The following is a 24,291-nucleotide window of genomic DNA, read 5'->3' as shown; positions in this document are numbered from 1 at the left end:
TATCTTCAGGCACGGGAACGATCCGGATCTAATATAAGTTCTGCGGGTTATTCATCGAATTTCTTGAAGTGTCTGAAGGCAGTTACAAAAAGGCGACTTGCGTCGCCCTTTGCATGCCTCTCGAGCCGATCAGCCGATCAGCCGATCAGCCGATCAGCCGCGCTGGCGCAAGGCCTCGATGCGCTGTTCGAGCGGCGGGTGGCTCATGAACAGGCCGGCCAGGCCGTGCTTGAGGCCGCCGTTGATGCCAAAGGCACTCAGGGTGGCCGGCATCTGCACCGGCACGCCCTGTTCGGCCTGCAGGCGCTGCAGCGCACCGATCATCGACTGGGTGCCGGCCAGGCGGGCACCGGCTTCGTCGGCGCGGTATTCACGCTTGCGCGAGAACCACATGACAATGGCACTGGCCAGAAAGCCCAGGACCAGTTCGGCGAAGATCGTGGTGATGTAGTACGCCACGCCCTGGCCGTTCTCGGTCTTGAAGATCACCTTGTCGACAAAGTTGCCGATGATGCGCGCAAAGAACATCACGAAGGTGTTCACCACGCCCTGCACCAGGGCCAGGGTCACCATGTCGCCATTGGCCACATGACCGATCTCGTGGGCCAGCACTGCCTTGACCTCGTCGGGCGAGAAGCGCTCCAGCAGGCCCTGGCTGACCGCGACCAGTGCATCGTTACGGTTCCAGCCGGTGGCAAAGGCGTTGGCCTCGTAGGCCGGGAAGATGCCAACCTCGGGCATCTTGATGCCCGCCTCGCGGGCCAGCTCCTCGACGGTTTGCAGCAGCCATTGTTCATGGCGGGTGCGCGGCTGGGTGATGATCTGGGTGCCGGTGCTCATTTTCGCCGACCATTTGGAGATCAGCAGCGAGAACAACGAGCCGGCAAAACCGAACACGGCGCAGAAGACCAGCAGCTGATTGAGGTTCAGATCCACCCCATTGGCCGCCATGAACCCGTTGAAGCCAAACAGGCTCAGGGTGATGCTGGCAATCAGCACCACCGCCAGGTTGGTGGCCAGAAACAGCAAGATGCGCATCATGGTCGAAACGTTCTCCTCGGAACAAATATGTAACGCGATGCCGGGTATATAAGGCGATGCCAGTCGCTATTCAACAGAGGGACTATTTCAAACTGTGTCGTTTTCTTGCAGACAGGATAAATCGTTCAACCTGAACGCCGGCTGAGGGGGTGTGGGAGGGCAGGGAATGGACGGTCCTGCCTGGAACGGCAGGACCGAGGGCAGAGCTTACTGGCGATAGCCCTTGAGGAAATTACCGATACGGCCAATGGCCTGCTCCAGGTCATCGACCCGTGGCAGCGTGACCACGCGGAAGTGGTCTGGCCAGGGCCAGTTGAAGGCGGTGCCCTGGACGATCAACAGTTTTTCCGAGAGCAGCAGGTCGAGGGCGAACTTCTCATCGTTATGGATCGGGCAGACCTTGGGGTCGATGCGCGGGAAGGCATACAGCGCACCCATGGGCTTGACGCAGCTGACGCCGGGGATGTCATTGAGCAATTCCCAGGTGCGGTTGCGCTGCTCCAGCAGGCGACCCGGCGGCAGCACCAGGTCATTGATGCTCTGGTAGCCGCCCAGCGCGGTCTGGATGGCGTGCTGGCTCGGCACGTTGGCGCACAGGCGCATGTTGGCGAGCATGTCGATGCCTTCGATGTAGCTCTGCGCGGCATGTTTGGGGCCGGAGATGGCCAGCCAGCCGGAGCGGAAGCCCGCGACCCGATACGATTTGGACAGGCCGTTGAAGGTCAGGCACAGCACGTCGGGGGCCAGCGAGGCGGTGCTGATGTGCACGGCTTCGTCGTAGAGGATCTTGTCGTAGATTTCGTCGGAGAAGACCACCAGATTGTGCTGGCGGGCCAGCTCCAGCATGCCCAGCAGCACTTCGCGCGGGTACACGGCGCCGGTCGGGTTGTTCGGGTTGATGATCACCAGGGCCTTGGTATTGGGGGTGATCTTGGCCTTGATGTCGGCCAGATCCGGCCACCAGTGCGCCTGCTCGTCGCACAGGTAGTGCACCGGGTTGCCGCCCGACAGGCTGACCGCCGCGGTCCACAGCGGGTAGTCCGGGGCCGGGATCAGCACTTCGTCGCCATTGTTGAGCAGGGCCTGCATCGACATCACGATCAGTTCGGAGACGCCATTGCCCAGGTAGATGTCCTCGATGCCGACACCTTCAACCTGCTTTTGCTGGTAGTACTGCATGACCGCCTTGCGGGCGCTGAACAGGCCCTTGGAGTCGCTGTAGCCCTGGGCGGTGGGCAGGTTGCGGATCACGTCCTGGAGGATTTCATCAGGGGCTTCGAAACCGAATGGCGCCGGGTTGCCGATGTTCAGCTTGAGGATGCGATGGCCTTCCTCTTCCAGGCGTTTGGCGTGCTTGAGCACGGGCCCGCGAATGTCATAGCAGACGTTGGCGAGCTTGTTCGATTTGCTGAACTGCATGTGGAAAATCCCGAAAATGGACGTGCGAATGCCTGGACAACGAGGTGGCGGCCGCAGGGCGCCCCATGGCGGCCGTGAAAATTGGGTTTGTCTGTGTCAGACGCGGATGACAGACTGACGACTGATGAGGCGCAATCATACGTGCCACCCGATCCGTGGAAAAGACACAGATCGGGGTTTTTCGGACGCGGAGGTGTACCAGTGGACAAGTTGCAAAAGACCCGTGAAGAATGGGAAGCGATGCTCGATCCTCTCCAGTACCAGGTGTGCCGGCTCAAGGGCACCGAGCGGCCCTATACCGGCAAATACACCGACACGAAAACAGACGGCGTCTATCATTGCGTCTGTTGCAACGAAGCGCTGTTCGACTCGGCGACCAAATTCGACTCCGGCTGTGGCTGGCCCAGTTTCTATGCGCCTATCGGTCAGAGCGCGGTGGTTGAAGTGCGCGATATCAGCCACGGCATGATCCGCACCGAAACCGTCTGCGCGCGCTGCGATGCGCACCTGGGTCATGTTTTCCCGGATGGCCCGCCGCCCACCGGCTTGCGCTATTGCATCAACTCGGTGTGCCTGACCCTGGTGCCGCGTGCTGAATCCTCGTCCCAAGCGCCTGACTGATCCGGATCGACCATGAGCCAAGACCTGCTGAGCATTCCCTGTACGACCCTGAGCGGCGAGCGAAAGACCTTCGGCGAGCTGGCCGGCAAGGCTACGCTGGTGGTCAACACCGCCAGCCAGTGCGGCTTTACCCCGCAATACAAGGGGCTGGAACAGCTCTGGCAGCGTTACCGCGAGCGCGGGCTGGTGGTGCTGGGCTTTCCGTGCAACCAGTTCGGCCATCAGGAGCCAGGCAGCGCGCGGGACATCAGCCAGTTCTGTGAGCTGAACTTCGGCGTCAGCTTTCCGTTGTTGGGCAAGGTCGAAGTCAACGGCGGCGGGGCGCATCCGCTGTTCGTCGAACTCAAGCAGCGCGCTCCCGGCCTGCTGGGCAGCCAGCGCATCAAATGGAATTTCACCAAGTTCCTGATCGGTACCGATGGGCAGGTCCAGCGCTTCTCGCCACTGGTCAAGCCACAGGCGCTCGAGGCGCGAATCGAAGCACTGTTGGGCTGACAGGCAGCGCTGCCTGGCATCACTGGGCTATGTGGGGCAGCGCCGTACGTTCCTGGCTGGCCGGCACCCACTGGTGCAACAAGTCCTGCAACTCGGCCCGGCGAAACGGTTTGGCCAGGTAGTCGTCCATTCCGGCGTCCCGACAGCGCTCGCGTTCCTCGGGCATGGCGTTGGCGGTCAAGGCAATGATCGGCAGGTTCGGCCAGCGCCCGCTGCGTCGAATCAACCGACTGGCCTCGTAGCCATTCATCACGGGCATGTTGCAGTCCATCAGCACCAGGTCGAAGCGGCTGTGCTCCAGCGCTTCAAGCGCCTCGCCGCCATGGGCACTGATGATCACCTCGCAACCGAGCTTGTCGAGCATGCCCTTGGCCACCATCTGGTTGACCGGATTGTCTTCCACCAACAGTACACGCGCCTTGCAGGGGAGAGTGCTTTCGCGCAGCACGTCTTTACCTTCTGCAGTTTCCTGGCGCAACGCGCGGCGCAGCATCTGATAGAGCGCATTACGCGTCAATGGTCTGGCCAGTTGCTGCAAGGGGGCGAGCGCGCTGACCTGCTCGGCCGGTATGAAATTGCCATAAGCGGTGACCAGCAGGATCGGCACCGAGGTGGTGCGGCGAATATCGAACAGGCATTCGGGGCAGTCGGTGATCAGCAGGTCGGGCCGGGCGTCGGTCTGCGCACAGCTGCCGGCCTCATCGATCCCCCGGCGCTCCAGTGTGACGCCCCAGCCAGGCAAGTGATTGCCCAGCAGTTCCACCAGGCCGCTGCCGGCAGTGCTGACGACCGTGACTCGCCCGCTCAGTCGCGCATGGGGCACCGCTTCAAGGTGCACCGGCAGAGGCAGGTCGGCGCAGAAGCGGCTGCCGAATCCGGGCTGCGACTCGATCTCCAGGCGGCCGTTCATGGCCTCGCAGAGATTGTGCGTCAGCGCCAGGCCAAGGCCAGTGCCGCCGAACTGCCGGGTAATCGCCGTCTCGGCCTGGGTGAACGGCTGGATGATCCGGGCCTGTGCTTCGCGGGCAATGCCAATGCCGGTGTCGCGCACCTCGATCCGTACCCGGTGGATCAGGCTGTCGCTTTCCAGGTAATGGCCCAGGCGGACATCCACCCGGCCGAAACGGGTGAATTTCAAGGCGTTGGACAGCAGGTTGCTGACGATTTGCCGCACCCGCGTCGGGTCGCCCAGAACGGACGCCGGGAAGTCAGGGGCGATCAGGCACGTCAGTTCGACGCTGGGGGCGGTGTTCTGCGAGAGCAGGATGGCGGTGTCTTCGGCCAGCGCGCACACATCGAAGGGGATGCGCTCGAACTCCAGGTGCCCGGCATTGAACTTGGACATGTCGAGAATATCGTTGAGCAACTCGACCAGCACCTTGCCCGAGTCGTGGGCGATTGCCAGTTGCTGGCGTTGCTCCGGATTCATTGGCCCATCCAGGGACAAGGCCAGCATGCCCAGCAGGCCGTTGAGCGGGGTACGGATCTCATGGCTCATGTGTGCCAGGAAGGCCGAGCGCGCCTGGGCCATGTCCAGGGCCGTGCTGCGCGCCTGTTGCAGTTCTTCATTGGACTGGCTCAGGCGCAGGTTGCTGGCCTTGAGTTCGGTGGTGCGTGCAGCAACGATGTTTTCCAGTTCATCCAGGTGGCGGGTCAGGCGGTCTTCGGCTTCACGGCGCTGGGCAAACTCGCTGGCCACGGTTTCGATCTGGCGGTTGACGGTCTGGACCAGAACGCCGATCTCGTCATGCTGATGACCGGGTGGGCAGACCAGCTTGTCCTGCTCGTGCCGACGCGGGTCATGACGGGTGAGGGCGCCAGTCAGGTCGACCAGCGGTTTGGTCAGGGTCATATAGAACAACGTGTACAGGATCGCTGCCAGCGCCAGGCTGCGCACGAAACCGTTGAGCAGGGTTATTTCGGCGCGCTGCAGGAACGGGCTGCCAAAGGCGAAGGTGTCGACCGTCAGGCGCAGGGTGCCGATCGGCTCGTTGGGCATGTTGTCCAGGCTCAGGACTTGTTCGAACTGGCGGCTTTCGCCGAACAGGTGATCGCTGAGCATCCTGAAGCGACCTGAGCTCATGGGGCGATCAACACTGGCCAGGACGATATTGTTATTGTCGGTCAGCCGGGCACTGACCACGGCCGATGAATGCAGCAGGCCCAGGGTCAATTCCTGCGCCAGTTCGGCGTCGAGGTTGTAGGCGATGCGTGAAGCCGGATTGTGGCTGATTTCCAGCAACGAGCGAATTTCACGATCGATGGACGCATCTTCGCTGGCATAATCGAGGCTGATCTGCAGCAGACTGAGCAAGGTCCCGAGCACAAAGCCGATCACGACGGTCAGGCGCGCCTGCTTGAACGACAACCTGTTGGTAAAGGCTATATCCATTAGGTACTGCTGCTTGCGGTCCGGATTCGTAGCATAGCTGATCGCAGTCCGGTCAAATCGGTCAATAGACAAGGAGATACAGTGGATTCCCGGCTCAATGCTTTTCTTGAACGCGCCGAAGCGGTGCTGGCCCGCCTGGAGCCTTTGCTTCCGGCGCCGCGCCAGACTATCGACTGGTCGCACAGCCTGGCCGCGCGCTGGGTGCGCGAAGGTCGCAGCGGCTACTTGCTGCCCCTTGAGGTCAGCCTGGACATGCGCCTGTCCGACCTGATCGGCGTCGACCTGCAGCGCGACCAGTTGGGGCGTAACACCCGTCAGTTCATCGACGGCCTGCCGGCCAACCATGCCTTGCTCTGGGGCTCGCGCGGCACCGGCAAATCGTCCCTGGTGCGAGCCTTGCTGGCCGAGTATGCCGATGCCGGCCTGCGCCTGATCGAGGTCGAGCGCGATCATCTGGGCGATCTGCCGCGCCTGGTCGAGCAACTGCAGGCCTTGCCGCAGCGTTTTGTGCTGTTCTGCGACGACCTGTCGTTCGAGTCGGGCGAGGGCGATTATCGCGTGCTCAAGAGCGTGCTCGACGGCTCGCTGGAGCAGGCGCCGGACAATGTGCTGCTGTACGCGACCTCCAACCGCCGCCACCTGGTGCCGGAAAAGGAAAGCGACAACCTCAACTGGCAGCGCGTCGACGGCGAGCTGCACCCCAGCGAGGCGGTGGAAGACAAGATCGCGTTGTCGGACCGTTTCGGCCTGTGGCTGTCGTTCTACCCCTTCACCCAGACCCATTACCTGGACGTGGTCGAACACTGGATCGGCCAACTGGCCACCCAGGCCGGCCTGAGCTGGCAGCGCGACGAGGTGCTGGATATCCTGGCGGTCCGTTGGGCCACCGGACGCGGTAACCGTAACGGGCGCTGTGCCTATCAGTTCGCCCGCTACTGGGTGGGCCTGCAACTGCTGGAGCAACGCGCATGATCGACCTCAGCGAAGCCGGTGATGGCCTGCAAGGCTACGCCCTGCTGGCAGCCCAACTTGAATCCTTGCTGGCCGACGAGCGCGATTTCATCGCCAATGCGGCGCAGTTTTCCGCCTTTCTGTACACCCAGCTCGACAATCTCAACTGGGCAGGCTTCTACCTGAACCGCAGCGAAGAACTGGTGCTGGGGCCGTTTCAGGGACAGATCGCGTGCGTGCGCATTCCCTTTGGGCGAGGCGTATGCGGCACCGCTGCCCAGAGCCGCCAGACCCAGCGGGTCGAAGACGTGCATGCCTTTGCCGGGCATATCGCCTGCGACAGCGCATCGAACAGCGAGCTGGTGGTGCCGTTGATCAAGGACGGGCGCCTGATTGGCGTGCTGGACCTGGACAGTCCGGCTCTGGGGCGATTCAGTGTGCAGGACCAGGAGGGCATCGAGCGCCTGGCGGCAATCTTTCTGCAGGCCAGCGACTGCTGAGCCTGGGCGCCGTGCGCAGGCAGGGTCTGCGCATGGCAACAGACCTTGGGGGCATCAGTCGTAGATGACCTTCTTCTTCCATTCGGTCTGCTCGGCGTCGGCCTTGAGGCCTTCGGTCAGGGCATTCTCGTCGTTTTCGGTCGGGGCCGTGTTGGTCAGCACGATCGAATTGACCCGCGCCAGTTGCTTTTCCATGATCGCCAACTGGTTCTGGTAGGTCACAGGGTCCGGCTGGTTGCGCAGGTAATTCACGCCGCGCTCGAATGCCAGGCGCGCCTGACCGGGTTGCTCCTGGTTCATGGCTTCCTGGCCGAGCGTATTGAAGAACTCGATATGCAGCAGCACCAGGATGTGGCGAATCTCACGGATCCAGTGCTTGGCTTCACTGGTGTGCAAAAAGCCGTCATGCGCCGCGCGGGTGACCTGTGCGTGCAAGGCTTCAAGCAAAAAACGCACATCCTTGGCCGTGGCTTCGGTCTGGATGGCAATGACCGGGTTGGTGATCGGAATCGCCTCGCCCTTGGCGATCAATTCTTCGAGCTCCTCGGTGCGGAACTTGAGCTGGTCATTGGTCTTTTCAATGTTCAGCATGCGTTGCACCACATTAAGCTCAAGGCGGGTCAGCAGCAGCTTGAGGGCCGGGCTCATCAGTTGCCCTGGGAAGGTTTCACTGATTTCCGAGCAACGACGCAGGCGGTCGTTGAGTTCGACTTTATGGCGTGCCTTGTCCAGCTTTTTGTTCTCAGCCACATGGTTCAGGTAACCGATTGCTATAAGCAGTGCGATACCCACCAGTACGAGCACCGTGATCATGAGTGGTGTCACTGTGCAGACCTCTTTTTTAGTCCAGGTAATTAATGGCGAGTGTAGTGGCTAAGCACTATCGCGCCTAGATGTTGTTATCCGCAGGCCCACTTAAATCTTGATGCTGGCCGTCACCCGAGGCGACATGCGGTTGGACCGTCAATCATCACGAAGTAATTGATTTAAATAAATTTTCACAAGGGGGTTGACGACCTTCCGATCCATCCATAGAATGCGCGCCACTTGCAGCGTAAAGCACACAGCGAAGCGCAGCAAGGAGTGAAGTTGTAGCGTGTCCCCTTCGTCTAGTGGCCTAGGACACCGCCCTTTCACGGCGGTAACAGGGGTTCGAGTCCCCTAGGGGACGCCATTATGCGGGAATAGCTCAGTTGGTAGAGCACGACCTTGCCAAGGTCGGGGTCGCGAGTTCGAGTCTCGTTTCCCGCTCCAGTTTCAAGCAGTTCTGCTCACGCAGGGCTGGTGAAAACAGAAAATGACCGCTTGTCATTTTCTGGTTAGTTTGAAACATAGTGATATGTTTCGGGCAACGTCCCCTTCGTCTAGTGGCCTAGGACACCGCCCTTTCACGGCGGTAACAGGGGTTCGAGTCCCCTAGGGGACGCCATCTATGCGGGAATAGCTCAGTTGGTAGAGCACGACCTTGCCAAGGTCGGGGTCGCGAGTTCGAGTCTCGTTTCCCGCTCCAAATTTGGCCTTGAAGCTTTATAAGTTTCAGGTAAAAGAAATGCCCTGACGCGTTCAGGGCATTTTCTTTTGAATGAATCGTTCAGCGATTTATTCTGAATGTTGTAAAGGTCCGTACACGGGTCGACATAAAGCGGGAATAGCTCAGTTGGTAGAGCACGACCTTGCCAAGGTCGGGGTCGCGAGTTCGAGTCTCGTTTCCCGCTCCATATTCGCAGTTGAATGATGCAGTCGTCAGCCGCACAAGAAAGGGCCCTCCAGGGGCCCTTTTTCGTGGGTGGGCAAAAAGTCATCGCTGCGTTCTGGCATCAAGTTCTGGAAAAACCGGCGTCGACAAAACAGCGGTTCTGCACACAGACCTGATGAGCTCAGCGTGGGTCGATGGGCGTAAGCCGACCCGCGCGTGCCTCGATGATTTCAGCGGCATCGAACAGATCGTCTTCACAGTAGCGTCCGCCCAACAGTTGTACCCCGCAAGGCAGCCCGTCAGCGACACCCACCGGAACCGACATGGCCGGGAAGCCCAAGGTGGCGATCCCCATCATGGACCAGTTGGCCGAGATCGCCCGTTGTGCGCCTTCAAGGCTTTTGATGTCCAGGTTTTGCGGAAAGGCCTGCTCGGCCGAGACGGGCAGCACGATGATCGGACACGACTCCAGAACCGTTTGCAATTGTGCAATCAAGGTGCCGCGCCTGGCATATCCGTGCATGTAGTCGCTCAGGGCAGGCTGCGTGCCCCACCAGTCAGCGGCGGTTTCAGTGAAATACCTCATCGCTGTCAGTGCACCGTGATCGCCCGCTTGCTCCATGAGTGGCAGCAGCTCTCGAAGTTCTTGCATCGCCAGCAGGTACCAGAGGCGATAAGCCTCCTCCAGAAAGGGCAGTTCGATGTCCTCAACAATGTAGCCCGCGTCTGCCAGATAAACCGCTGCGCGGTCCAGGGCCGCGCAGACCTGGGGTGAGAGGGAGGCTGTGGCGCATGTGCGCAGCACGCCGACGCGCACGGGGCGACTGAGCGGTGCTTTTTTGGCAAATGCAGGCAGCGACAACAAGTCCCTTGGATCAAAGCCGCTCATGGCCGAAAGCGCCAGCCTCAAGTCGCCGACACTGCGTGCAATGGGGCCGTCCGTTGCCATGAGTTGTACACAGAAAGGCTGATCGCTCTGTTTGGGGCCGAACCAGCGAGGCACGCGTCCCACGGTCGGCCTTATTCCGGTCACTCCGCAGCAGTAGGCAGGGTGCCGGATCGAGCCGCCGATATCGTTACCGATTGCAATCGGCATCATGCCGGCGGCTACGGCAGCGGCAGCACCCCCGCTCGAACCGCCAGGCGTGTGGGCCTTGCTCCAGGGATTAAGGGTGACACCGTGCAGGTCGTTACTGGAAAACCAGCGAAGCGAGAACGCCGGTGCATTGCTTCGCGCCGTCAATATAGCGCCGGCCTGGCGCACTTTGGCAATCGAGGGGGCATCGTCGTCGGCGATGTTGTCGGCAAAGAGTGTTACGCCATTGGTGGTGGCGTAGCCACGTTGATCGATATTGACCTTTGTAGACACCGGCACGCCATGCAGTGGCCCGAGCGGTTTCCCCGCAGCCACCGCGCGATCGGCCTCATCGGCAGCAAATAAGGCAGCGTCGTGATGAACCTCGGTGAGCGCGTTGATCAGAGGATTTATGGCGTCTGCTCGTTCAAGGCAGCTGTGTACTACTTCACGGGCTGACACATGTCGGGTGCGGATGGCCTGGGTCAGCGCTACCGCACTCCAGGTCCAGAGCGCGTCCGAACCAGGCCGGGCGTTAGTGGGTTCGGTCGGGAATACAAGAGACTCGGTGGCCATGTTTTTTCCTTTACAAGAGGTCAATGCGTGCTTATGAAGAGAGGGGCATGCGCTTTATTACTTTCGGCTGACAACATCCCGGTGCAACTTCCAGACGGTGTCGATGCGTTTCCATATGACCAGATAGCGTCCTGCGGCTGCCGTTAAACGTTGACCCTGGGGGGACTCGGAAAACAATTGATATTCGCCAATCTCTGAGGCCGTATGGTCATGGTCGTCAACTTCCAGTGTTGTAAACATCCCGCCCACAATGCCGTGTTTGAACAGCGTATCGAAGAAGCCAGCAATCTCGGCTCGGCCTTTTAACGTGGGCCCGCCGTCGGGAAGAAAGCGTGCGTCGGCGGTATATAAGTTAGCCACCACCTGGCTGTTTCGAGTGGCCAGGGCATCCGCCAGTGCATGCTCGGCCTGTTGGAGCTGATCCTTGAGTGACATGGGAGTTTCCTCGTGTAACGGGGTGCGTTTTGGTAATAAAGAGCGTTATGCGTTGTGCGCATGTGCAGGGCCTCATGCCGCGACTTCAACACGGCGAAGTGCAACGCTTTATAAGGGCGCCACTCACGGGCAGAGGGTATTGCGAGGGCTGGATCTTGCTGGCAGCGTGTCAGAAACTTTGTGAGAGGCGCACGGCGAATGTGTAGCCTTCGGTGCGGTTTCGTGCGTCGAATTCCTTGTACACGTGCGCTGAAACAGGCGGCAGGCCTGGGCGGAAGTAGCTCAATGCAGGGCCGATAGCCAGCGCCCTCGAGCGGTTGCCCGTGGTAAGGCCAGGCGCATCGTCATCGCTGATCTGTTGGTAATAGAAGCCCCCCAGCCCCACGGTCCAGGGCCCGATGTGCTGCCCTGCCGCAAACTCGTGCCGGTATTCCACGCCGTTCTTGTAGCCGGTCGCCTGGTTACGCGTGCTGACATCGATCTGAACGCTGGACGACAGTTCGAAGCCGCCCTGGGTTATATAAGTGGCATTTAAGGAAGGGGAATAAGTCCAGTGGTTAAGGCCTGGCGAGACCAGGCGATACTTGTCGTAGTCGCCGGTGGGGGCTGTTATACCCAGGGCGGTATTGATGAACAGTTGAGGTGAGACATTCCATTGCAGAATCAGGGGAATGAACAACGTATCCGCCATGCGAAACGGATCGGCCTCGATGTTCAGGTTGCCCGCCGGTGTCGGAATCCTGACGTCGGCATCCATTTTGAAAAAAGGCAGCACGACCCCCCAGCCATAGTGGGCGCCCATGACAGTGACGTCGGTCATGCGTATATAAAAGGGCGCGATACTCAACAGGTTGATCGAGAAGTCGTTATCAGAGCGATTGCCCTGAGGGTCTTTTAAAACATTGGCACGATAGTAGCCTGTTCGCAGACCGGCGGTGCCACCTGCCGAAGGGGGTGGGGTCATCCCTGCACCAAAGTCATGGACACCAAAGGTGGTCGTCGGACTTCCATTCTCGGTGGCCTCGGCTGAGGCGCAGGCACCCAGTAAGCCAAGTGTGACTACCATGAAAGTAGGGGTGAACCTGGCGATCTTATTATTCAAGGCGGTGTCCTCATTCGGGGGTGTCGAAGTGAGGACATGGTGGTAGGCGGTACGCTTTTTTTATATCCGGTTTCAGCACAAATTCAACGACGCAACGTGTGCGAAGGTCGCTCTGCGAACAAGGTCTGATAGTCGCCGCAAAAGCGCCCCATGTGCCAGAAGCCCCAGCGCTCTGCGACCGCCTGTATGGCTGGCGGCGACGGGCTGTCCTGAAGTTCACGCCGCACTGAATTAAGGCGCAATGTCCGAAAATAGGTCATGGCATTGATGCCCACCGCGCTCTGAAAGCAGTACTGCAGTTTTCGTCGGCTGGTTCCGAGGCTGTTGCAAAGATCAAGAATCGAAAACGGTTCGTCGAGATGGCTCATGGCGTACTCGCACGCCCGGTCAACGATCTGCTTGCGTGCGGTCGGCTTGAGTGACGCCCCCTCGTCTTCTGTCATCAGGTCAATCAGGTGCATGATCACGGTATCGCTGATGTCGCTGCGGACCGTCTTCTGCTCAAGCGCATGGCCGCCGGCAGAGGCACGGGTCAGTTCGTTCACCAGCCACTTCAACTGATGCCACACGGGTGAGTGGCCAACTGGGTAACACTTGGGAAAGCCGGTAATACGCAAGTTGCTACCTTGATGCTCAAGCGTTTGTTGCAGCGATGCCTGATCGATGGCGATCAACAGAATATCCACGATCTCCGGGACCCTGAGCTGGGGCATGTTGTCGCTCTGCGCCACCAGCAGGCAAGGCTCTCTGATCTGGTGGCCTGAGCAATAGACATCGTCGTGTTTCTGGAGCGTCAGGCAAAAGGCGACGGTGCCTTGAGCGCCTGCACCTTTCTTTAGCATCGCCTGATTAGAGCGGTCGCGGATCATCTGAATCTTTTCCGAGTGAAACTCGTCGAGCCCGCCTTCGAATCGACCGTGACTCAATTGGTCGTAATACAGGCGCCAGCCATTGAGTTGACGGGCATGCTCGTCGGCGTCATGGGTCTGTATGCGGTTCATGTAGGTAGGGGGTGTGCCCGACGGTTGAGCCTGCAGAGGAATGTTCATATTGGCGGCGCCCAAGGGTGGTCCGTGGATACGAAGGCAAATTTCATTCCTTGCCGAGACTTCAGGTGTCTCGCCTGGTCACGCTTTGCACGTGACCTGTGCCAGCTTGGTGCTGTCAGGCACGATGATCATGCCTGATCAGTCGCCGCGGCTTGCAATCAGGGTTGCTTCAACACTGTCCCATGCCAGCCCAACTGGCTGGAAATCTGCTGCGTCGCCGCCATCAGTTGCTTGACGTAGTCCTGCTTGAGCTCCTCACGAAAGCGAAAGCACGGGAAGGACACGCTCAGGCCGCCGATCACATGACCAAAGCGGTCGCGGATCGGCGCAGCCAGGCAGCGCATGTTGTCCTCGAATTCTTCATGGTCTTCGGCGTAGCCCAGGTCGCGCACTGTCTCCAGTTCCTGCAAGTAGGCCTCGATGCTGGTCAGGGTATTGGCCGTGCGCCGCTCGAAGCTTTCCTCGTGCAAGTGGGCCAGCAACTCGGGTTGCTCCAGCCAGGCCATCAGCACCTTGCCGATACCGGTGCAGTACAGCGGCGCCCGGCGCCCGATGCGCGAATACATCCGCAGGTTGTATTTGGAGTCGATCTTGTGCACGTAGACGATGCTGCCCTCATCAAGAATCCCCAGATGCACCGTCTCGCTGGTCAGTTCATTGATGCGGCGCATCCCCGGTTCCGCCTCGCGGACGATGTCCAGATGGGGCAGGGCCTGGGCGCCCAGTTCAAACAGCCGCACGCTGAGCCGATAGCGGTCCTCGGCATCCTGCACCACATAGCCACGGGCCTTGAGCGACTGCAGGAAGCGATAGACCGTGCTTTTGGACATGTCCAGTTTTTGTGCGATCTCCGATACGCCACTTTCTTCGGGGTGCTCGGCCAGCGCCTCGAGCACGGCCATCGTGCGGCCGACGGCAGAGACCAGTTCATTGTTCTGGAGGGTGCTGTTGTCCATGAAGGCTCCAACGGAAACGAAAACCAGAGGATATACGCTGGCGCATCAAAACGCTGTTTCATTTTTCTTGACGATGGGCCAAATCCGATTAAACTCGGCCTCACAAGCTTAAAATGAAACGCCGTTTTAAAAATAACAAAGGCGCGCAGTGATGACGATAATGACAGGGCGATGCCCGCAAACCGTTCCATCTCGCCCGCTCAAGGTGGCTCTGGTCGGCGAGTGCATGATTGAAATGCGTGGCGACCCGGCCTCGGGGTTCAGCCAGACCTTCGGCGGCGATACGCTCAATACGGCCGTTTACCTGTCCCGGTTGAGCCCGGCCAGCCATCTTGTGACTGACTACATCACCGCCCTGGGCGCCGACAGCTTCAGTGATGCCATGCGCCAGCTGTGGCGCACTGAAGGCGTCGGTGACCGGCATGTGCGGGTGATCGACGGCGCCCTGCCGGGGCTGTACTTCATCCAGACCGATGCCCAGGGCGAGCGCCGCTTCCTGTACTGGCGTGGTGAGGCCGCCGCGCGGCAAATGTTCGACGGCCCCCAGGGCGACGGCTTGCTGGAAACCCTGGCCGATTATGACTACCTCTACCTGAGCGGCATCAGTCTGGCGATCCTCACCGCCACCGGCCGCGAGCGCCTGTTTCAGGCCCTGCGTCGCGCCCGTGAGTCGGGTACGCGCCTTGTCTTCGACAACAATTACCGTCCGCACCTGTGGCCTGATGCCGAGGCGGCGCGCCAGGCCTATGTCGAGGTGCTGCGCCTGACCGATCTTGCCCTGATCACTTGGGAAGACGACGCCTTGCTGTTCGGCTACGCCGATGCCGAGGCGCTGTTCGAGGCCTATGCCGGCTTTGGCGTGAGCGAAGTCGCGCTCAAGCGTGGCGAGGCGGCCTGCCTGATCCAGTGCGCGGCGGGGCGCTTCGAGGTGCCCGCCGAGCAGGTGCGGCAGATCGTCGACACCACCGCGGCCGGCGACTCCTTCAGCGCGGCTTACCTGGCGTGTCGCCTGCAGGGCGGTGATCCGTCACTGGCGGCGCGCTGGGGCCATCGCCTGGCCGCTCAAGTGGTGCAGCACCGCGGTGCGCTGATCCCGCACGCCGCCATGCCCAGCCTTGCCCTGCCTTCATTTTCTTCTGCCGTCGAGGCCTGACCCCCATGAAAATCATCGAAGCCCGCGTCATCGTCACCTGTCCGGGTCGCAACATGATCACCCTGAAAATCGTCACCGACTCCGGCCTCTACGGCATCGGTGACGCGACCTTGAACGGCCGCGAGCTGGCCGTGGTCGCCTACCTTGAAGAGCACGTCCTGCCGGCGCTGATCGGTCGCGATGCCCAGCGCATCGAAGACATCTGGCAATACCTGTATCGCGGCGCCTACTGGCGCCGGGGTCCGGTGACCATGACCGCGATTGCCGCCGTCGACATCGCCCTGTGGGACATCAAGGCCAAGGCCGCGCAGATGCCGCTGTACCAGTTGCTCGGTGGCAAGAGCCGCGAGCGGGTCATGGTCTACGGGCATGCCACCGGCAAGGACATCGAAGGCTGCCTGGATGAGGTGGCTCGTCATGTCGAGCAAGGCTACAAAGCGGTGCGCGTGCAGTGCGGGATTCCCGGGATTGCCACCACCTATGGCGTGGCCAAGCGCAGCGGCGAACGGTACGAACCGGCCGACAGCAACCTGCCTGCCGAGCATGTCTGGGACACCGCCAAATACCTTAACCACGTGCCCAAGCTGTTTGCTGCCGTGCGCGAGCGCTTCGGCGATGACCTGCACATCCTCCACGACGTGCACCACCGCCTGACGCCTATCGAGGCGGGGCGCCTGGGCAAGGCGGTCGAGCCCTTCAACTTGTTCTGGCTCGAAGACTGCACCCCGGCCGAAAACCAGGAAGCCTTCCGCCTGATCCGCCAGCACACCACCACACCGCTGGCGGTGGGCGAAGTGTTCAACTCCATCCATGACTGCCGCGAGCTGATTCAGGAGCAGTTGATCGATTACATCCGCGCCACCCTGGTGCATGCCGGCGGCATCACCCATGTGCGGCGCATTGCTGATTTTGCCGCGCTCTACCAGGTGCGCACCGGCTTTCATGGCGCCACCGACCTGTCGCCGGTGTGCATGGGCGCGGCCCTGCATTTCGACACCTGGGTGCCCAACTTCGGCATCCAGGAGCACATGCCCCATGACGAACGCATCGACGAAGTCTTTCCCCATGCCTACCGCTTTGAAGACGGCCACTTCACCCCCGGCGAAACGCCGGGGCATGGCGTCGACATCGACGAAGCGCTGGCAGCCAAGTACCCCTACAAACGCGCCAGCCTGCCGGTCAACCGCCTGGAAGACGGCACGCTCTGGCACTGGTAAGCGCCGTCGCACCGATCAATAACGACAACAGCACAGGGCGCCAGCCGCCCTGTCAGGAGTGAGCGATGAAAGCTTTTCAAGTAAAAGCGCCTTTCGAGTTCGACCTGGCACAGGTCGAGTCGCCGCAGGTTACACCGGGTGAGGTCAAGGTCAATGTGGCCTACGCCGGTATCTGTGGCTCGGACCTGCACATCATCCACGGCCAGAATGCCTTTGTGCGCTTTCCGCGGGTGACCGGCCATGAGTTCTCCGGCGTGGTCAGCGAAGTGGGCGAGGGCGTCGAACACCTCAAGGTCGGCGACCGGGTTTGCATCGACCCGGTCATCAGCTGCGGCACCTGCTACCCGTGCCGCATCAACCGGCCCAATGTCTGCACGCGCCTGCAAGTGATCGGCGTACACCGCGACGGCGGCTTCAGCGAGCAGGTCTGCGTGCCGGCCGACAACGCCCACCGCCTGCCCGATTCGCTGCCCCTGAGCCATGCCGCCCTGGTAGAGCCCTACACCATCGCCCTGAACGTGCTCGACCGCATGCAGCCGCATCCGGGCGACAGCCTGTTGATCTACGGCGCCGGTGTGATCGGCCTGACCCTGGTGCAGATGGCCCGCGCCCTGGGCATGACCGACATCACCGTGACCGACGTCATTGATGCCCGCCTGGAAACGGCCCAAGCGCTGGGTGCCACCCGTGTGCTCAACGGCAAGGACATCGATGTCGAGACGCACATGCGTGAAGCAACCGGCGGCGAAGGCGTGCCGCTGATCGTCGATGCCGCCTGTATCCCGGCATTGATGCCGCAAATGGTGCGCCTGGCCTCGCCGGCCGGCCGTATCGGCCTGCTGGGCTTCAACACCGTGCCCAGCGACCTGGTGCAGCTGGAAATGATCAAGAAAGAACTGACCCTGGTGGGCTCGCGGCTGAACAACCGCAAGTTCCCGGCAGTCATGGCATTGATTGCCAGCGGCAAATTACAGGTGCGGGACCTGATCAGCCATCAGGTCAGTTTCGACGAAATGCCGGCGGCCATCAGCCTGATCGAAAACCACCCCGAGCAGACCCGCAAGGTGCTGGTCGAGCTCGACAGCACCCATGCATAACGCTCTATAGAGATTCGTGCCCTTGCGGGCACCCTCACCGAATAAACACAAGAAGCGGGAGGTTTACATGTTTGGTCAAGGTCGCACGTTAATCATCATCATGCTGTTCCTGGCAGGCGTCATCAACTACCTGGATCGCTCGGCATTGTCCGTGGCCGCCCCGTTCATCCAGAAGGACTACGGTCTGAGCACGGGTGAAATGGGCATGATCTTCAGTAGCTTTTTCGTCGGCTACGCGGCGTTCAACTTCATCGGTGGCTGGGCGGCCGACCGCTACGGTGCCAAGACCACGCTGCTGCTGGCGATGGTGCTGTGGTCGCTGTTCAGCGGGCTGACGGTGCTGACCGTCGGCTTCGTCACGCTGGTGATCATCCGCATCCTGTTCGGCATGGGCGAAGGCCCCTTGAGCGTGACCACCAGCAAGATGGTCAATAACTGGTACACGCCCAAGCAGCGGGCGCGGGCGTTGGGCACCTCGATGTCCGGCACGCCATTGGGCGGCGCAATCTCCGGGCCGGTGGTGGGCTTTATCGCCATCAGCTACGGCTGGAAGATCTCGTTCATCATCATCATGCTCCTGGGCCTGGTGTGGGCCGTGGTGTGGTTCAAGTTCGTCAAGGACAAGCCCGACGGCAAGGTGGCCGAAGAAATCCGCAGCGCCGAACAACAGAGCGAAGTGTCGTCGCTGCCGGTGCATCCGCTGCGTTACTACCTCAAGCAACCGACGGTGCTGTTCACCGCCCTGGCGTTCTTTTCCTATAACTACACGCTGTTCTTCTTCCTGACCTGGTTCCCCAGCTACCTGACCATGGCCCACGGCCTGAACGTCAAGGACATGAGCATCGCCACGGTCATCCCCTGGCTGCTGGGCTTCCTGGGCCTGGCCCTGGGCGGGTTCATCTCCGACTTCGTGTTCAAGAAGACCGGGCGGATCATGTTCTCGCGCAAAGTGGTGCTGGTGACCTGCCTGTTGCTGTGCGCGGTGTGCATCGCCATGGCCGGCCTGGTCAAGACCCTGTACCCGGCGGTCATCCTGGTGGCCTTTGCGGTGTTCTTCCTGTACCTGACCGGCGCGATCTACTGGGCGATCATCCAGGACACCGTACCGGCGGCGCGGGTCGGCGGCGTCAGTGGCTTCATGCATTTCCTGGCCAACACCTCGGGCATCATCGGCCCGACCCTGACCGGCTTTCTGGTGCAGTTCACAGGATCGTTCACCAGTGCGTTCCTGCTGGCCGGGCTGCTGACCGTGATCGGTGCGGTGTGCGTGGCGCGCTACGTGCGGCCACTGTCTGCGAGTGACAGCGGTGCTTCGCCTGCCCAGGCACAACCGGAGTCGGCCCTGAGCCGTCCGTAACTGCCATGAACACAAGGAACCTATCGATGCCTGTCGTCAACCGTGTGCCCTCTGCCGGCGTTGCCGCGCAGATCGGTATCGTGCACCTGGGCCTGGGGGCGTTTCACCGCGCCCACCAGGCGGTCTACCTGCAACGCCACCTCAACCGCCACGGCGCCAGTGACTGGGGGCTGTGCAGCGCCAACCTGCGCTCGAACCGGACGCTGGTCGACCAGTTGCGCGAGCAGGACGGGCGCTACCACGTGGCCGAATACCGCGACCGCGAGCAGGTGACGCTGCGGGAAATCGGCGTGCTGCGCCAGGCCCTGTATGTGGGCGAGGGCGGCCAGGACCTCGAAGCGCTGTTGCAGCGCATGGCCGCGCCGCAGACCCGGATTGTCACCCTGACCGTCACCGAGAAGGGCTATTGCCTGAGTCCGGCCACCGGGCAATTGCGTCTGGACGACCCGACCATCGCCCATGACATCGCCCATCCACAGGCCCCGCGTTCGGCGCCCGGCATTGTCCTGGAAGCCCTGCGCCGGCGCCGCGCCGCCGGCGTTGCGGCCTTCACCGTGCTGTGCTGCGACAACATGCCCGACAACGGCCAGCGCACCCGCCAGGCGGTGAGCGCCCTGGCCGGGCAACAGGATCAAGGTCTGGCTCAATGGGTCAACGAGCACGTGGCGTTTCCCGGCTGCATGGTCGACCGTATCGTACCGGCCATGGATGGCGAATCCTTCGAGCGACTGGCGCAGCAAATGGATTGTAACGACCCGGCGGCCGTGGTCTGCGAACGCTTCAGCCAGTGGGTAATCGAGGATCACTTCCCGCTCGGACGCCCGGACTGGGAAGTGGAGGGCGTGCAGATGGTCGAAGACGTGCGCCCGTTCGAAACCATGAAGCTGCGCATGCTCAACGGCAGCCATTCCTTGCTGGCCTACATCGGTGTGCTGGCTGGCCACGAAACCGTGGCCGAGGCCATGCTCGATGCCGACCTGGCACGCTTCATCGAGTGCTACATGACCCGGGAGGCAGTGCCGACACTGGACATGCCGGCCGGCATCGACCTGACGGCCTATGCCCATGACCTGACGGCGCGCTTTGCCAACGACAGCCTGCAACACCGCCTGCGCCAGATCGCCATGGACGGCTCGCAGAAACTGCCGCAGCGCTGGTTGCTTGGCGCCCGGCACTTGCTCGATGACGGACGTGGCATTGCCTGCACCGCGCTGGGCATCGCTGCCTGGATTCATTACTGCACCCGCTCGGTGCCGGGCGCCTCGACGCCTGTGATCGACGACCCGTTGCGCGCCACGTTTGCCCGGCTGGCCGAGCAATTCGAAGGCACCTCGCGGGTGGACGCCTTTCTCGACCTGGAAGAGGTGTTCCCGGTCGCGTTGTCCGACCAGAGTGTGTTTCGCCAGGCGGTGCAGGCCGCCTACAGTGCCTTGCTGCGCGATGGCATGGGGCCGCTGCTGCGCGCCTTTGCCGTATCCAACCCACAATAAGAGGAAAAGCACATGGAACAGACATGGCGCTGGTTCGGCCCCAAGGACCCGATCTCCCTGGCGGACGTACGCCAGACCGGGGCGACCGGCATTGTCACCGCCTTGCACGAAATCCCCAACGGCGCGGTCTGGCCGGTGGAGGCCATCGCGGCGCGCAAGCAATTGATCGAAGCGGCCGGACTGACCTGGTCGGTGGTCGAAAGCATTCCGGTGCACGAGGACATCAAGCGCGGCTGCGGCCGGCGTGACGAGTACATCGCCAACTACCAGCAAAGCGTGCGCAACCTGGCGAGCTGCGGCATCGACATCGTGTGCTACAACTTCATGCCAGTGCTGGACTGGACCCGCACCGATCTGGCCTGGGAACTGGCCGATGGTGGCTGGGCCCTGCGCTTCGACCAGACCGCCTTTGCCGCCTTTGACCTGTTCATTCTCCAGCGCCCCGGCGCCGAGGCCGAGTACAGTACCGAGGACATCCGCCAGGCCCGGGACTACTTCGAGCAATTGACCCCGGCGCGCACCGAAACGCTGGTCAACACCTTGATCGCCGGCTTGCCGGGCGCCGAGGAGCATTACAGCCTGGACGACTTCCGCGCCTTGCTGCGCACCTACGCCGACATCGACGAAGCCCGCTTGCGCGAACATCTGGCGTATTTCCTGCGGGCGGTGATTCCGGTGGCCGAACAGGTGGGCGTGCGCATGGCGATCCACCCGGACGACCCGCCGCGTGCCTTGCTGGGCCTGCCGCGCATCCTGTCCACGGCCACCGATGCCCAGTGGTTGCTCGACGCCGCCCCCAGCCCGGCCAATGGCCTGACGTTCTGCACCGGCTCCTATGGCGTGCGTGAAGACAATGACCTGGTCGCCATGGCCAGGCAGTTTGCGCCCCGCATCTATTTCACCCACCTGCGCTCGACCCGCCGCGAGGCCGACCCGCGCAGCTTCCACGAGGCTCATCACCTGGACGGCGACGTCGACATGGTCGGGGTCATCGGTGCGCTGGTCGAGGAAGAATGCCGACGTGAACGCGAAGGCGGCCCGCGTCTGCCGCTGCGGCCTGATCACGGGCACCAGTTGCTCGACGACCAGCATCGCCAGAGCAACCCCGGCTACTCACTGATCGGCCGCCTCAAGGGCCTGGCAGAAATCCGCGGCGTCGAACTGGCCGTCAGATCAAACATGGGGCCGGTGTAGGAGCGCGCTTGCCCGCGACCGGCTGCGTTAGCAGTCGTAAAATTTCAGCGTTTTCGAGATTTTGAATGTGTTCATAGGTGAAAATCTGCGGCGTTTCACACATTTTGCGAGCGCTGCGCACTCGGTCGCGGGCAGAGCGCGCTCCTACCTGGTCTGCGGTTCAGTCTGGCCGGCCGGCGTTGCTGTCATCCGGCTCCAGCGCCTTGAGCCAGCGGTTTTCCGAGCGGCTCAGGTGCTGGCGCATGGTGGTCTGGGCGCCGAGTACATCCTTGCTGGCGACGGCGTGCAGGATGGCTTCGTGCTCGACCACCGCCGCTTCCCAGGTCAGGGTGTTTTCAGCGTGTTTGCTCAGGTGCGTCGAGAGCGGGGTGTGGCGTTCATCGAACAGGGCGGTGATGATCCTGACCAGCGCCGAATTGCCACTCATGCTCGCCAGGCGCTGGTGAAACTTGCGGTCGTCCTCCAGCGGCGGCAGGCCGTCGGCGATGCTGGCGCGCATGGCATCGATGCATGCCTGCAGGTAGCGGTAGTCGCTTTTCTTGCCATGCAGGCAAGCCAGGATCACCGATTCGCCCTCGATCAGGGCGCGGGCTTGCATCAATTCCGAAGGACTCTCGCCCAGCGTGGCAGTGCGGTTGTATGCGCCGGCGGCCTGGGCGCGCACGTACACGCCCGAGCCCATCTTGATCTCGACCCCACCCTCGATTTCCAGGGCGATCAGCGCCTCGCGCAGCGACGGCCTGGAAACCCCCAGCAGCTGCGTCAGGTCACGCTCCGGGGGCAGCCTGGAACCGGGCTTGAAATCCCCCTGGGCGATGTAGTCACGCAACTGGTCGGCAATTTTCTGGTACGGCTTGCGCTCGGCAGGGGGGATTGGTGCGGCCATCGATACGGCGTCCATCAGGGATTTTGCGCAGGCTACTACAGTGGCTCGCCGCTCACATCACGGCGCCCATCTGCCAGGGCAGAAACTCGTTGTCGCCCAGGCCGTTTTCCTCGCTGCAACTGCGCCGCCCCGAGGCGGTGTCGAGCATCAGCCGCAACAGGCGCTCACCGGCCTGGGCCACCGATTCCTGGCCATCGATGATGGTGCCGGCATTGAAGTCCATGTCCAGCGTCATGCGCTGGAACAGGCCGGTGTGGGTGGCGATCTTCAAGGACGGTGTGGGCTTGCAGCCATAGGTCGAGCCACGCCCGGTGGTGAAGCAGATCAGCGTGGCGCCGCCGGCCACTTGTCCGGTGGCCGACACCGGGTCGTAGCCGGGCGTGTCCATGAACACCAGTCCTGAGGCCCGGACCCTTTCAGCGTAGTGATAAACGCCCATCAGGCCGGTGGTGCCGGCCTTGGCCACCGCGCCCAGGGATTTCTCCAGAATGGTGGTAATGCCGCCGGCCTTGTTGCCCGGCGACGGGTTATTGTTCATGTCACCGTTGTGCTGGCGCACGTAGTCTTCCCACCAGCGGATGCGTACCATCAACCGATCAGCAATGTCGGTCGAGGCGGCGCGCGCGGTCAGCAGGTGTTCGGCGCCATAGATTTCCGGCGTCTCTGACAGGATCGCCGTGCCGCCCTGGCGCACCAGCAGATCGACCGCCGCACCCAGCGCCGGGTTGGCGCTGATGCCTGAGTAACCGTCCGAGCCGCCGCATTGCAGGCCGACGGTCAAGTGCCGGGCTGGCACAGTGGTGCGCCGCAAGCGATCAATCACCGGCAGCATCGCTTCGACCTGAGCGATGCCCGCGGCGACGGTTTCCCGCGTACCGCCAGCTTCCTGAATGATCAGGCTGGCCTTGAGCAGGGCCGGGCGCTCGCCGAGTTCTTCCATCAGCGGTGTCAACTGGTTGACCTCGCAGCCCAGGCCGATCAGCAGCACGCCGGCAAAGTTGGCGTGGTCGGCATAGCCGCGCAGGGTGCGCTTGAGCAGCTCGATGCCGTCACCTTGCGCGCCCATGCCACAGCCACTGCCGTGGGTAATGGCGACCACGCCATCGACGCCGGGAAAATCCTTGAGCCGCTCGCTGGAGAAGGCGTTGGCGATCTGTTTGCAGGCCGTGGCCGAGCAGTTGACGCTGGCAATCACGCCAATGTAATTGCGTGTGCCGACGCGGCCGTCCTCGCGCACATAGCCTTCGAAGGTGGCCGTCGCCGGGTCGGGCACCGTGGGCACATAGATGCTCTGCATGTGTTGTTCGGTGCTGATGGCGGGCATGTCCAGGTTATGCACATGAACATGGTCGCCCGGCACGATGTCAGCGGTGGCCAGGCCAATGCCCTGTCCGTACTTGAGGACGCGCTGGCCGGCCGCAACCGCGCGCAGAGCGATCTTGTGCCCGGACGGCACGGTCTGGCGAGCCGTCAGCGTGACGCCGTCGGCGCACAACGAATGACCGGCGGCGATATCGCCCCGGGCCACGGCAACATCGTCACCGGGTGTCAGGACCAACAGGGTCGGTGCAGTGCTCATCAGGGCCTCT

Annotated in this window: 21 protein-coding genes and 5 tRNA genes; 15 read left to right on the top strand and 11 right to left on the bottom strand. The window is 61.9% G+C overall.

Annotation, left to right across the window (positions count from 1 at the left end):
- Positions 1–153: 153 nt before the first annotated feature.
- Positions 154–1,041, bottom strand: a complete 888-nt coding sequence (htpX, locus tag DGA31_RS06445) for a protease HtpX (RefSeq protein ID WP_056838328.1) — start codon at positions 1,039–1,041, stop codon at positions 154–156.
- A gap of 207 nt (positions 1,042–1,248) precedes the next feature.
- A complete protein-coding gene (locus DGA31_RS06440; protein WP_109511978.1) occupies positions 1,249–2,460 on the bottom strand; it encodes a pyridoxal phosphate-dependent aminotransferase in 1,212 nt (403 codons plus the stop codon).
- A gap of 201 nt (positions 2,461–2,661) precedes the next feature.
- Between DGA31_RS06440 and msrB the strand changes: the two genes are divergently transcribed.
- Positions 2,662–3,081, top strand: a complete 420-nt coding sequence (msrB, locus tag DGA31_RS06435; protein ID WP_056838331.1) for a peptide-methionine (R)-S-oxide reductase MsrB — start codon at positions 2,662–2,664, stop codon at positions 3,079–3,081.
- 12 nt (positions 3,082–3,093) lie between these two features.
- Complete coding sequence (locus tag DGA31_RS06430; protein ID WP_109511977.1) at positions 3,094–3,576, top strand: glutathione peroxidase; 483 nt, start codon at positions 3,094–3,096, stop codon at positions 3,574–3,576.
- Between the two features lie 19 nt (positions 3,577–3,595).
- On the opposite strand, the gene DGA31_RS06425 is transcribed toward DGA31_RS06430, so the two are convergent.
- Positions 3,596–5,968, bottom strand: a complete 2,373-nt coding sequence (locus DGA31_RS06425) for a hybrid sensor histidine kinase/response regulator (RefSeq protein ID WP_109511976.1) — start codon at positions 5,966–5,968, stop codon at positions 3,596–3,598.
- Between the two features lie 81 nt (positions 5,969–6,049).
- On the opposite strand from DGA31_RS06425, the gene DGA31_RS06420 reads away from it, so the two are divergent.
- Together DGA31_RS06420 and DGA31_RS06415 are read left to right on the top strand one after the other, a co-directional pair.
- The gene (locus DGA31_RS06420; protein WP_109511975.1) at positions 6,050–6,940 is read left to right on the top strand and encodes an ATP-binding protein; all 891 of its coding nucleotides are present in this window, start codon (positions 6,050–6,052) and stop codon (positions 6,938–6,940) included.
- The gene (locus DGA31_RS06415) at positions 6,937–7,419 is read left to right on the top strand and encodes a GAF domain-containing protein (protein WP_109511974.1); all 483 of its coding nucleotides are present in this window, start codon (positions 6,937–6,939) and stop codon (positions 7,417–7,419) included. The genes DGA31_RS06420 and DGA31_RS06415 overlap by 4 nt, the downstream gene beginning before the upstream one ends.
- 54 nt (positions 7,420–7,473) lie before the next feature.
- On the opposite strand, the gene DGA31_RS06410 is transcribed toward DGA31_RS06415, so the two are convergent.
- Entirely contained in the window at positions 7,474–8,232 is a 759-nt protein-coding gene (locus DGA31_RS06410; RefSeq protein WP_109511973.1) for a hypothetical protein, read from the bottom strand.
- A 285-nt stretch (positions 8,233–8,517) separates the two neighbouring features.
- Between DGA31_RS06410 and DGA31_RS06405 the strand changes: the two genes are divergently transcribed.
- The 5 genes from DGA31_RS06405 (at position 8,518) to DGA31_RS06385 (ending at position 9,137) form a co-directional block, all read left to right on the top strand.
- Positions 8,518–8,593 (top strand) — tRNA-Glu (locus tag DGA31_RS06405).
- Between the two features lie 4 nt (positions 8,594–8,597).
- A tRNA-Gly gene (locus DGA31_RS06400) sits at positions 8,598–8,673 on the top strand.
- Between the two features lie 99 nt (positions 8,674–8,772).
- Positions 8,773–8,848 (top strand) — tRNA-Glu (locus tag DGA31_RS06395).
- 5 nt (positions 8,849–8,853) lie between these two features.
- Positions 8,854–8,929 (top strand) — tRNA-Gly (locus tag DGA31_RS06390).
- Between the two features lie 132 nt (positions 8,930–9,061).
- Positions 9,062–9,137, top strand: a tRNA-Gly gene (locus DGA31_RS06385).
- Between the two features lie 159 nt (positions 9,138–9,296).
- On the opposite strand, the gene DGA31_RS06380 is transcribed toward DGA31_RS06385, so the two are convergent.
- The 5 genes from DGA31_RS06380 to kdgR form a co-directional block, all read right to left on the bottom strand.
- On the bottom strand, positions 9,297–10,766 hold the full coding sequence (locus DGA31_RS06380) for an amidase (protein ID WP_109511972.1): 1,470 nt from the start codon (positions 10,764–10,766) through the stop codon (positions 9,297–9,299).
- A gap of 57 nt (positions 10,767–10,823) precedes the next feature.
- Entirely contained in the window at positions 10,824–11,201 is a 378-nt protein-coding gene (locus tag DGA31_RS06375) for a YybH family protein (RefSeq protein ID WP_109511971.1), read from the bottom strand.
- Between the two features lie 169 nt (positions 11,202–11,370).
- The gene (locus DGA31_RS06370; protein WP_109511970.1) at positions 11,371–12,267 is read right to left on the bottom strand and encodes a SphA family protein; all 897 of its coding nucleotides are present in this window, start codon (positions 12,265–12,267) and stop codon (positions 11,371–11,373) included.
- 119 nt (positions 12,268–12,386) lie between these two features.
- Entirely contained in the window at positions 12,387–13,352 is a 966-nt protein-coding gene (locus DGA31_RS06365; RefSeq protein ID WP_109512054.1) for a helix-turn-helix domain-containing protein, read from the bottom strand.
- 158 nt (positions 13,353–13,510) lie between these two features.
- On the bottom strand, positions 13,511–14,308 hold the full coding sequence (gene kdgR, locus DGA31_RS06360; RefSeq protein ID WP_109511969.1) for a DNA-binding transcriptional regulator KdgR: 798 nt from the start codon (positions 14,306–14,308) through the stop codon (positions 13,511–13,513).
- A gap of 151 nt (positions 14,309–14,459) precedes the next feature.
- On the opposite strand from kdgR, the gene DGA31_RS06355 reads away from it, so the two are divergent.
- The 6 genes from DGA31_RS06355 (at position 14,460) to uxuA (ending at position 21,816) form a co-directional block, all read left to right on the top strand.
- Positions 14,460–15,461, top strand: a complete 1,002-nt coding sequence (locus DGA31_RS06355) for a sugar kinase (protein ID WP_109511968.1) — start codon at positions 14,460–14,462, stop codon at positions 15,459–15,461.
- Between the two features lie 5 nt (positions 15,462–15,466).
- Positions 15,467–16,678 (top strand): D-mannonate dehydratase ManD, encoded by a 1,212-nt coding sequence (manD, locus tag DGA31_RS06350; protein WP_056838345.1) that lies wholly within the window; start codon positions 15,467–15,469, stop codon positions 16,676–16,678.
- Between the two features lie 65 nt (positions 16,679–16,743).
- On the top strand, positions 16,744–17,775 hold the full coding sequence (locus DGA31_RS06345; RefSeq protein ID WP_109511967.1) for a Zn-dependent oxidoreductase: 1,032 nt from the start codon (positions 16,744–16,746) through the stop codon (positions 17,773–17,775).
- Positions 17,776–17,842: 67 nt separating this feature from the next.
- The gene (locus tag DGA31_RS06340; RefSeq protein WP_109511966.1) at positions 17,843–19,132 is read left to right on the top strand and encodes an MFS transporter; all 1,290 of its coding nucleotides are present in this window, start codon (positions 17,843–17,845) and stop codon (positions 19,130–19,132) included.
- A gap of 26 nt (positions 19,133–19,158) precedes the next feature.
- Entirely contained in the window at positions 19,159–20,622 is a 1,464-nt protein-coding gene (locus DGA31_RS06335; RefSeq protein WP_109511965.1) for a mannitol dehydrogenase family protein, read from the top strand.
- Between the two features lie 12 nt (positions 20,623–20,634).
- On the top strand, positions 20,635–21,816 hold the full coding sequence (uxuA, locus tag DGA31_RS06330; RefSeq protein WP_109511964.1) for a mannonate dehydratase: 1,182 nt from the start codon (positions 20,635–20,637) through the stop codon (positions 21,814–21,816).
- 160 nt (positions 21,817–21,976) lie between these two features.
- Here the strand turns inward: uxuA and DGA31_RS06325 are convergent, their stop codons facing one another.
- Entirely contained in the window at positions 21,977–22,702 is a 726-nt protein-coding gene (locus DGA31_RS06325; RefSeq protein WP_109511963.1) for a FadR/GntR family transcriptional regulator, read from the bottom strand.
- Between the two features lie 52 nt (positions 22,703–22,754).
- Positions 22,755–24,281: a UxaA family hydrolase gene (locus DGA31_RS06320; protein WP_193551493.1), complete on the bottom strand. Its 1,527-nt coding sequence runs from the start codon at positions 24,279–24,281 to the stop codon at positions 22,755–22,757.
- Between the last annotated feature and the right edge of the window lie 10 nt (positions 24,282–24,291).

The organism is Pseudomonas ovata (assembly GCF_003131185.1).
In the GTDB taxonomy this organism is placed as follows: domain Bacteria; phylum Pseudomonadota; class Gammaproteobacteria; order Pseudomonadales; family Pseudomonadaceae; genus Aquipseudomonas; species Aquipseudomonas ovata.
Note: the sequence above shows the minus strand (reverse complement) of the source record. Positions and strands in the feature narration are given on the sequence as shown.

Bases quoted from the DNA above. Each gene is read 5' to 3' on its own strand.
- htpX (WP_056838328.1), bottom strand. From the start codon at position 1,041: ATGATGCGCATCTTGCTGTTTCTGGCCACCAACCTGGCGGTGGTGCTG.
- DGA31_RS06440 (WP_109511978.1), bottom strand. From the start codon at position 2,460: ATGCAGTTCAGCAAATCGAACAAGCTCGCCAACGTCTGCTATGACATT.
- DGA31_RS06430 (WP_109511977.1), top strand. From the start codon at position 3,094: ATGAGCCAAGACCTGCTGAGCATTCCCTGTACGACCCTGAGCGGCGAG.
- DGA31_RS06425 (WP_109511976.1), bottom strand. From the start codon at position 5,968: ATGGATATAGCCTTTACCAACAGGTTGTCGTTCAAGCAGGCGCGCCTG.
- DGA31_RS06415 (WP_109511974.1), top strand. From the start codon at position 6,937: ATGATCGACCTCAGCGAAGCCGGTGATGGCCTGCAAGGCTACGCCCTG.
- DGA31_RS06410 (WP_109511973.1), bottom strand. From the start codon at position 8,232: ATGATCACGGTGCTCGTACTGGTGGGTATCGCACTGCTTATAGCAATC.
- DGA31_RS06380 (WP_109511972.1), bottom strand. From the start codon at position 10,766: ATGGCCACCGAGTCTCTTGTATTCCCGACCGAACCCACTAACGCCCGG.
- DGA31_RS06375 (WP_109511971.1), bottom strand. From the start codon at position 11,201: ATGTCACTCAAGGATCAGCTCCAACAGGCCGAGCATGCACTGGCGGAT.
- DGA31_RS06370 (WP_109511970.1), bottom strand. From the start codon at position 12,267: ATGGTAGTCACACTTGGCTTACTGGGTGCCTGCGCCTCAGCCGAGGCC.
- DGA31_RS06365 (WP_109512054.1), bottom strand. From the start codon at position 13,352: ATGAACATTCCTCTGCAGGCTCAACCGTCGGGCACACCCCCTACCTAC.
- kdgR (WP_109511969.1), bottom strand. From the start codon at position 14,308: ATGGACAACAGCACCCTCCAGAACAATGAACTGGTCTCTGCCGTCGGC.
- DGA31_RS06355 (WP_109511968.1), top strand. From the start codon at position 14,460: ATGACGATAATGACAGGGCGATGCCCGCAAACCGTTCCATCTCGCCCG.
- manD (WP_056838345.1), top strand. From the start codon at position 15,467: ATGAAAATCATCGAAGCCCGCGTCATCGTCACCTGTCCGGGTCGCAAC.
- DGA31_RS06345 (WP_109511967.1), top strand. From the start codon at position 16,744: ATGAAAGCTTTTCAAGTAAAAGCGCCTTTCGAGTTCGACCTGGCACAG.
- DGA31_RS06340 (WP_109511966.1), top strand. From the start codon at position 17,843: ATGTTTGGTCAAGGTCGCACGTTAATCATCATCATGCTGTTCCTGGCA.
- DGA31_RS06335 (WP_109511965.1), top strand. From the start codon at position 19,159: ATGCCTGTCGTCAACCGTGTGCCCTCTGCCGGCGTTGCCGCGCAGATC.
- uxuA (WP_109511964.1), top strand. From the start codon at position 20,635: ATGGAACAGACATGGCGCTGGTTCGGCCCCAAGGACCCGATCTCCCTG.
- DGA31_RS06325 (WP_109511963.1), bottom strand. From the start codon at position 22,702: ATGGCCGCACCAATCCCCCCTGCCGAGCGCAAGCCGTACCAGAAAATT.
- DGA31_RS06320 (WP_193551493.1), bottom strand. From the start codon at position 24,281: ATGAGCACTGCACCGACCCTGTTGGTCCTGACACCCGGTGACGATGTT.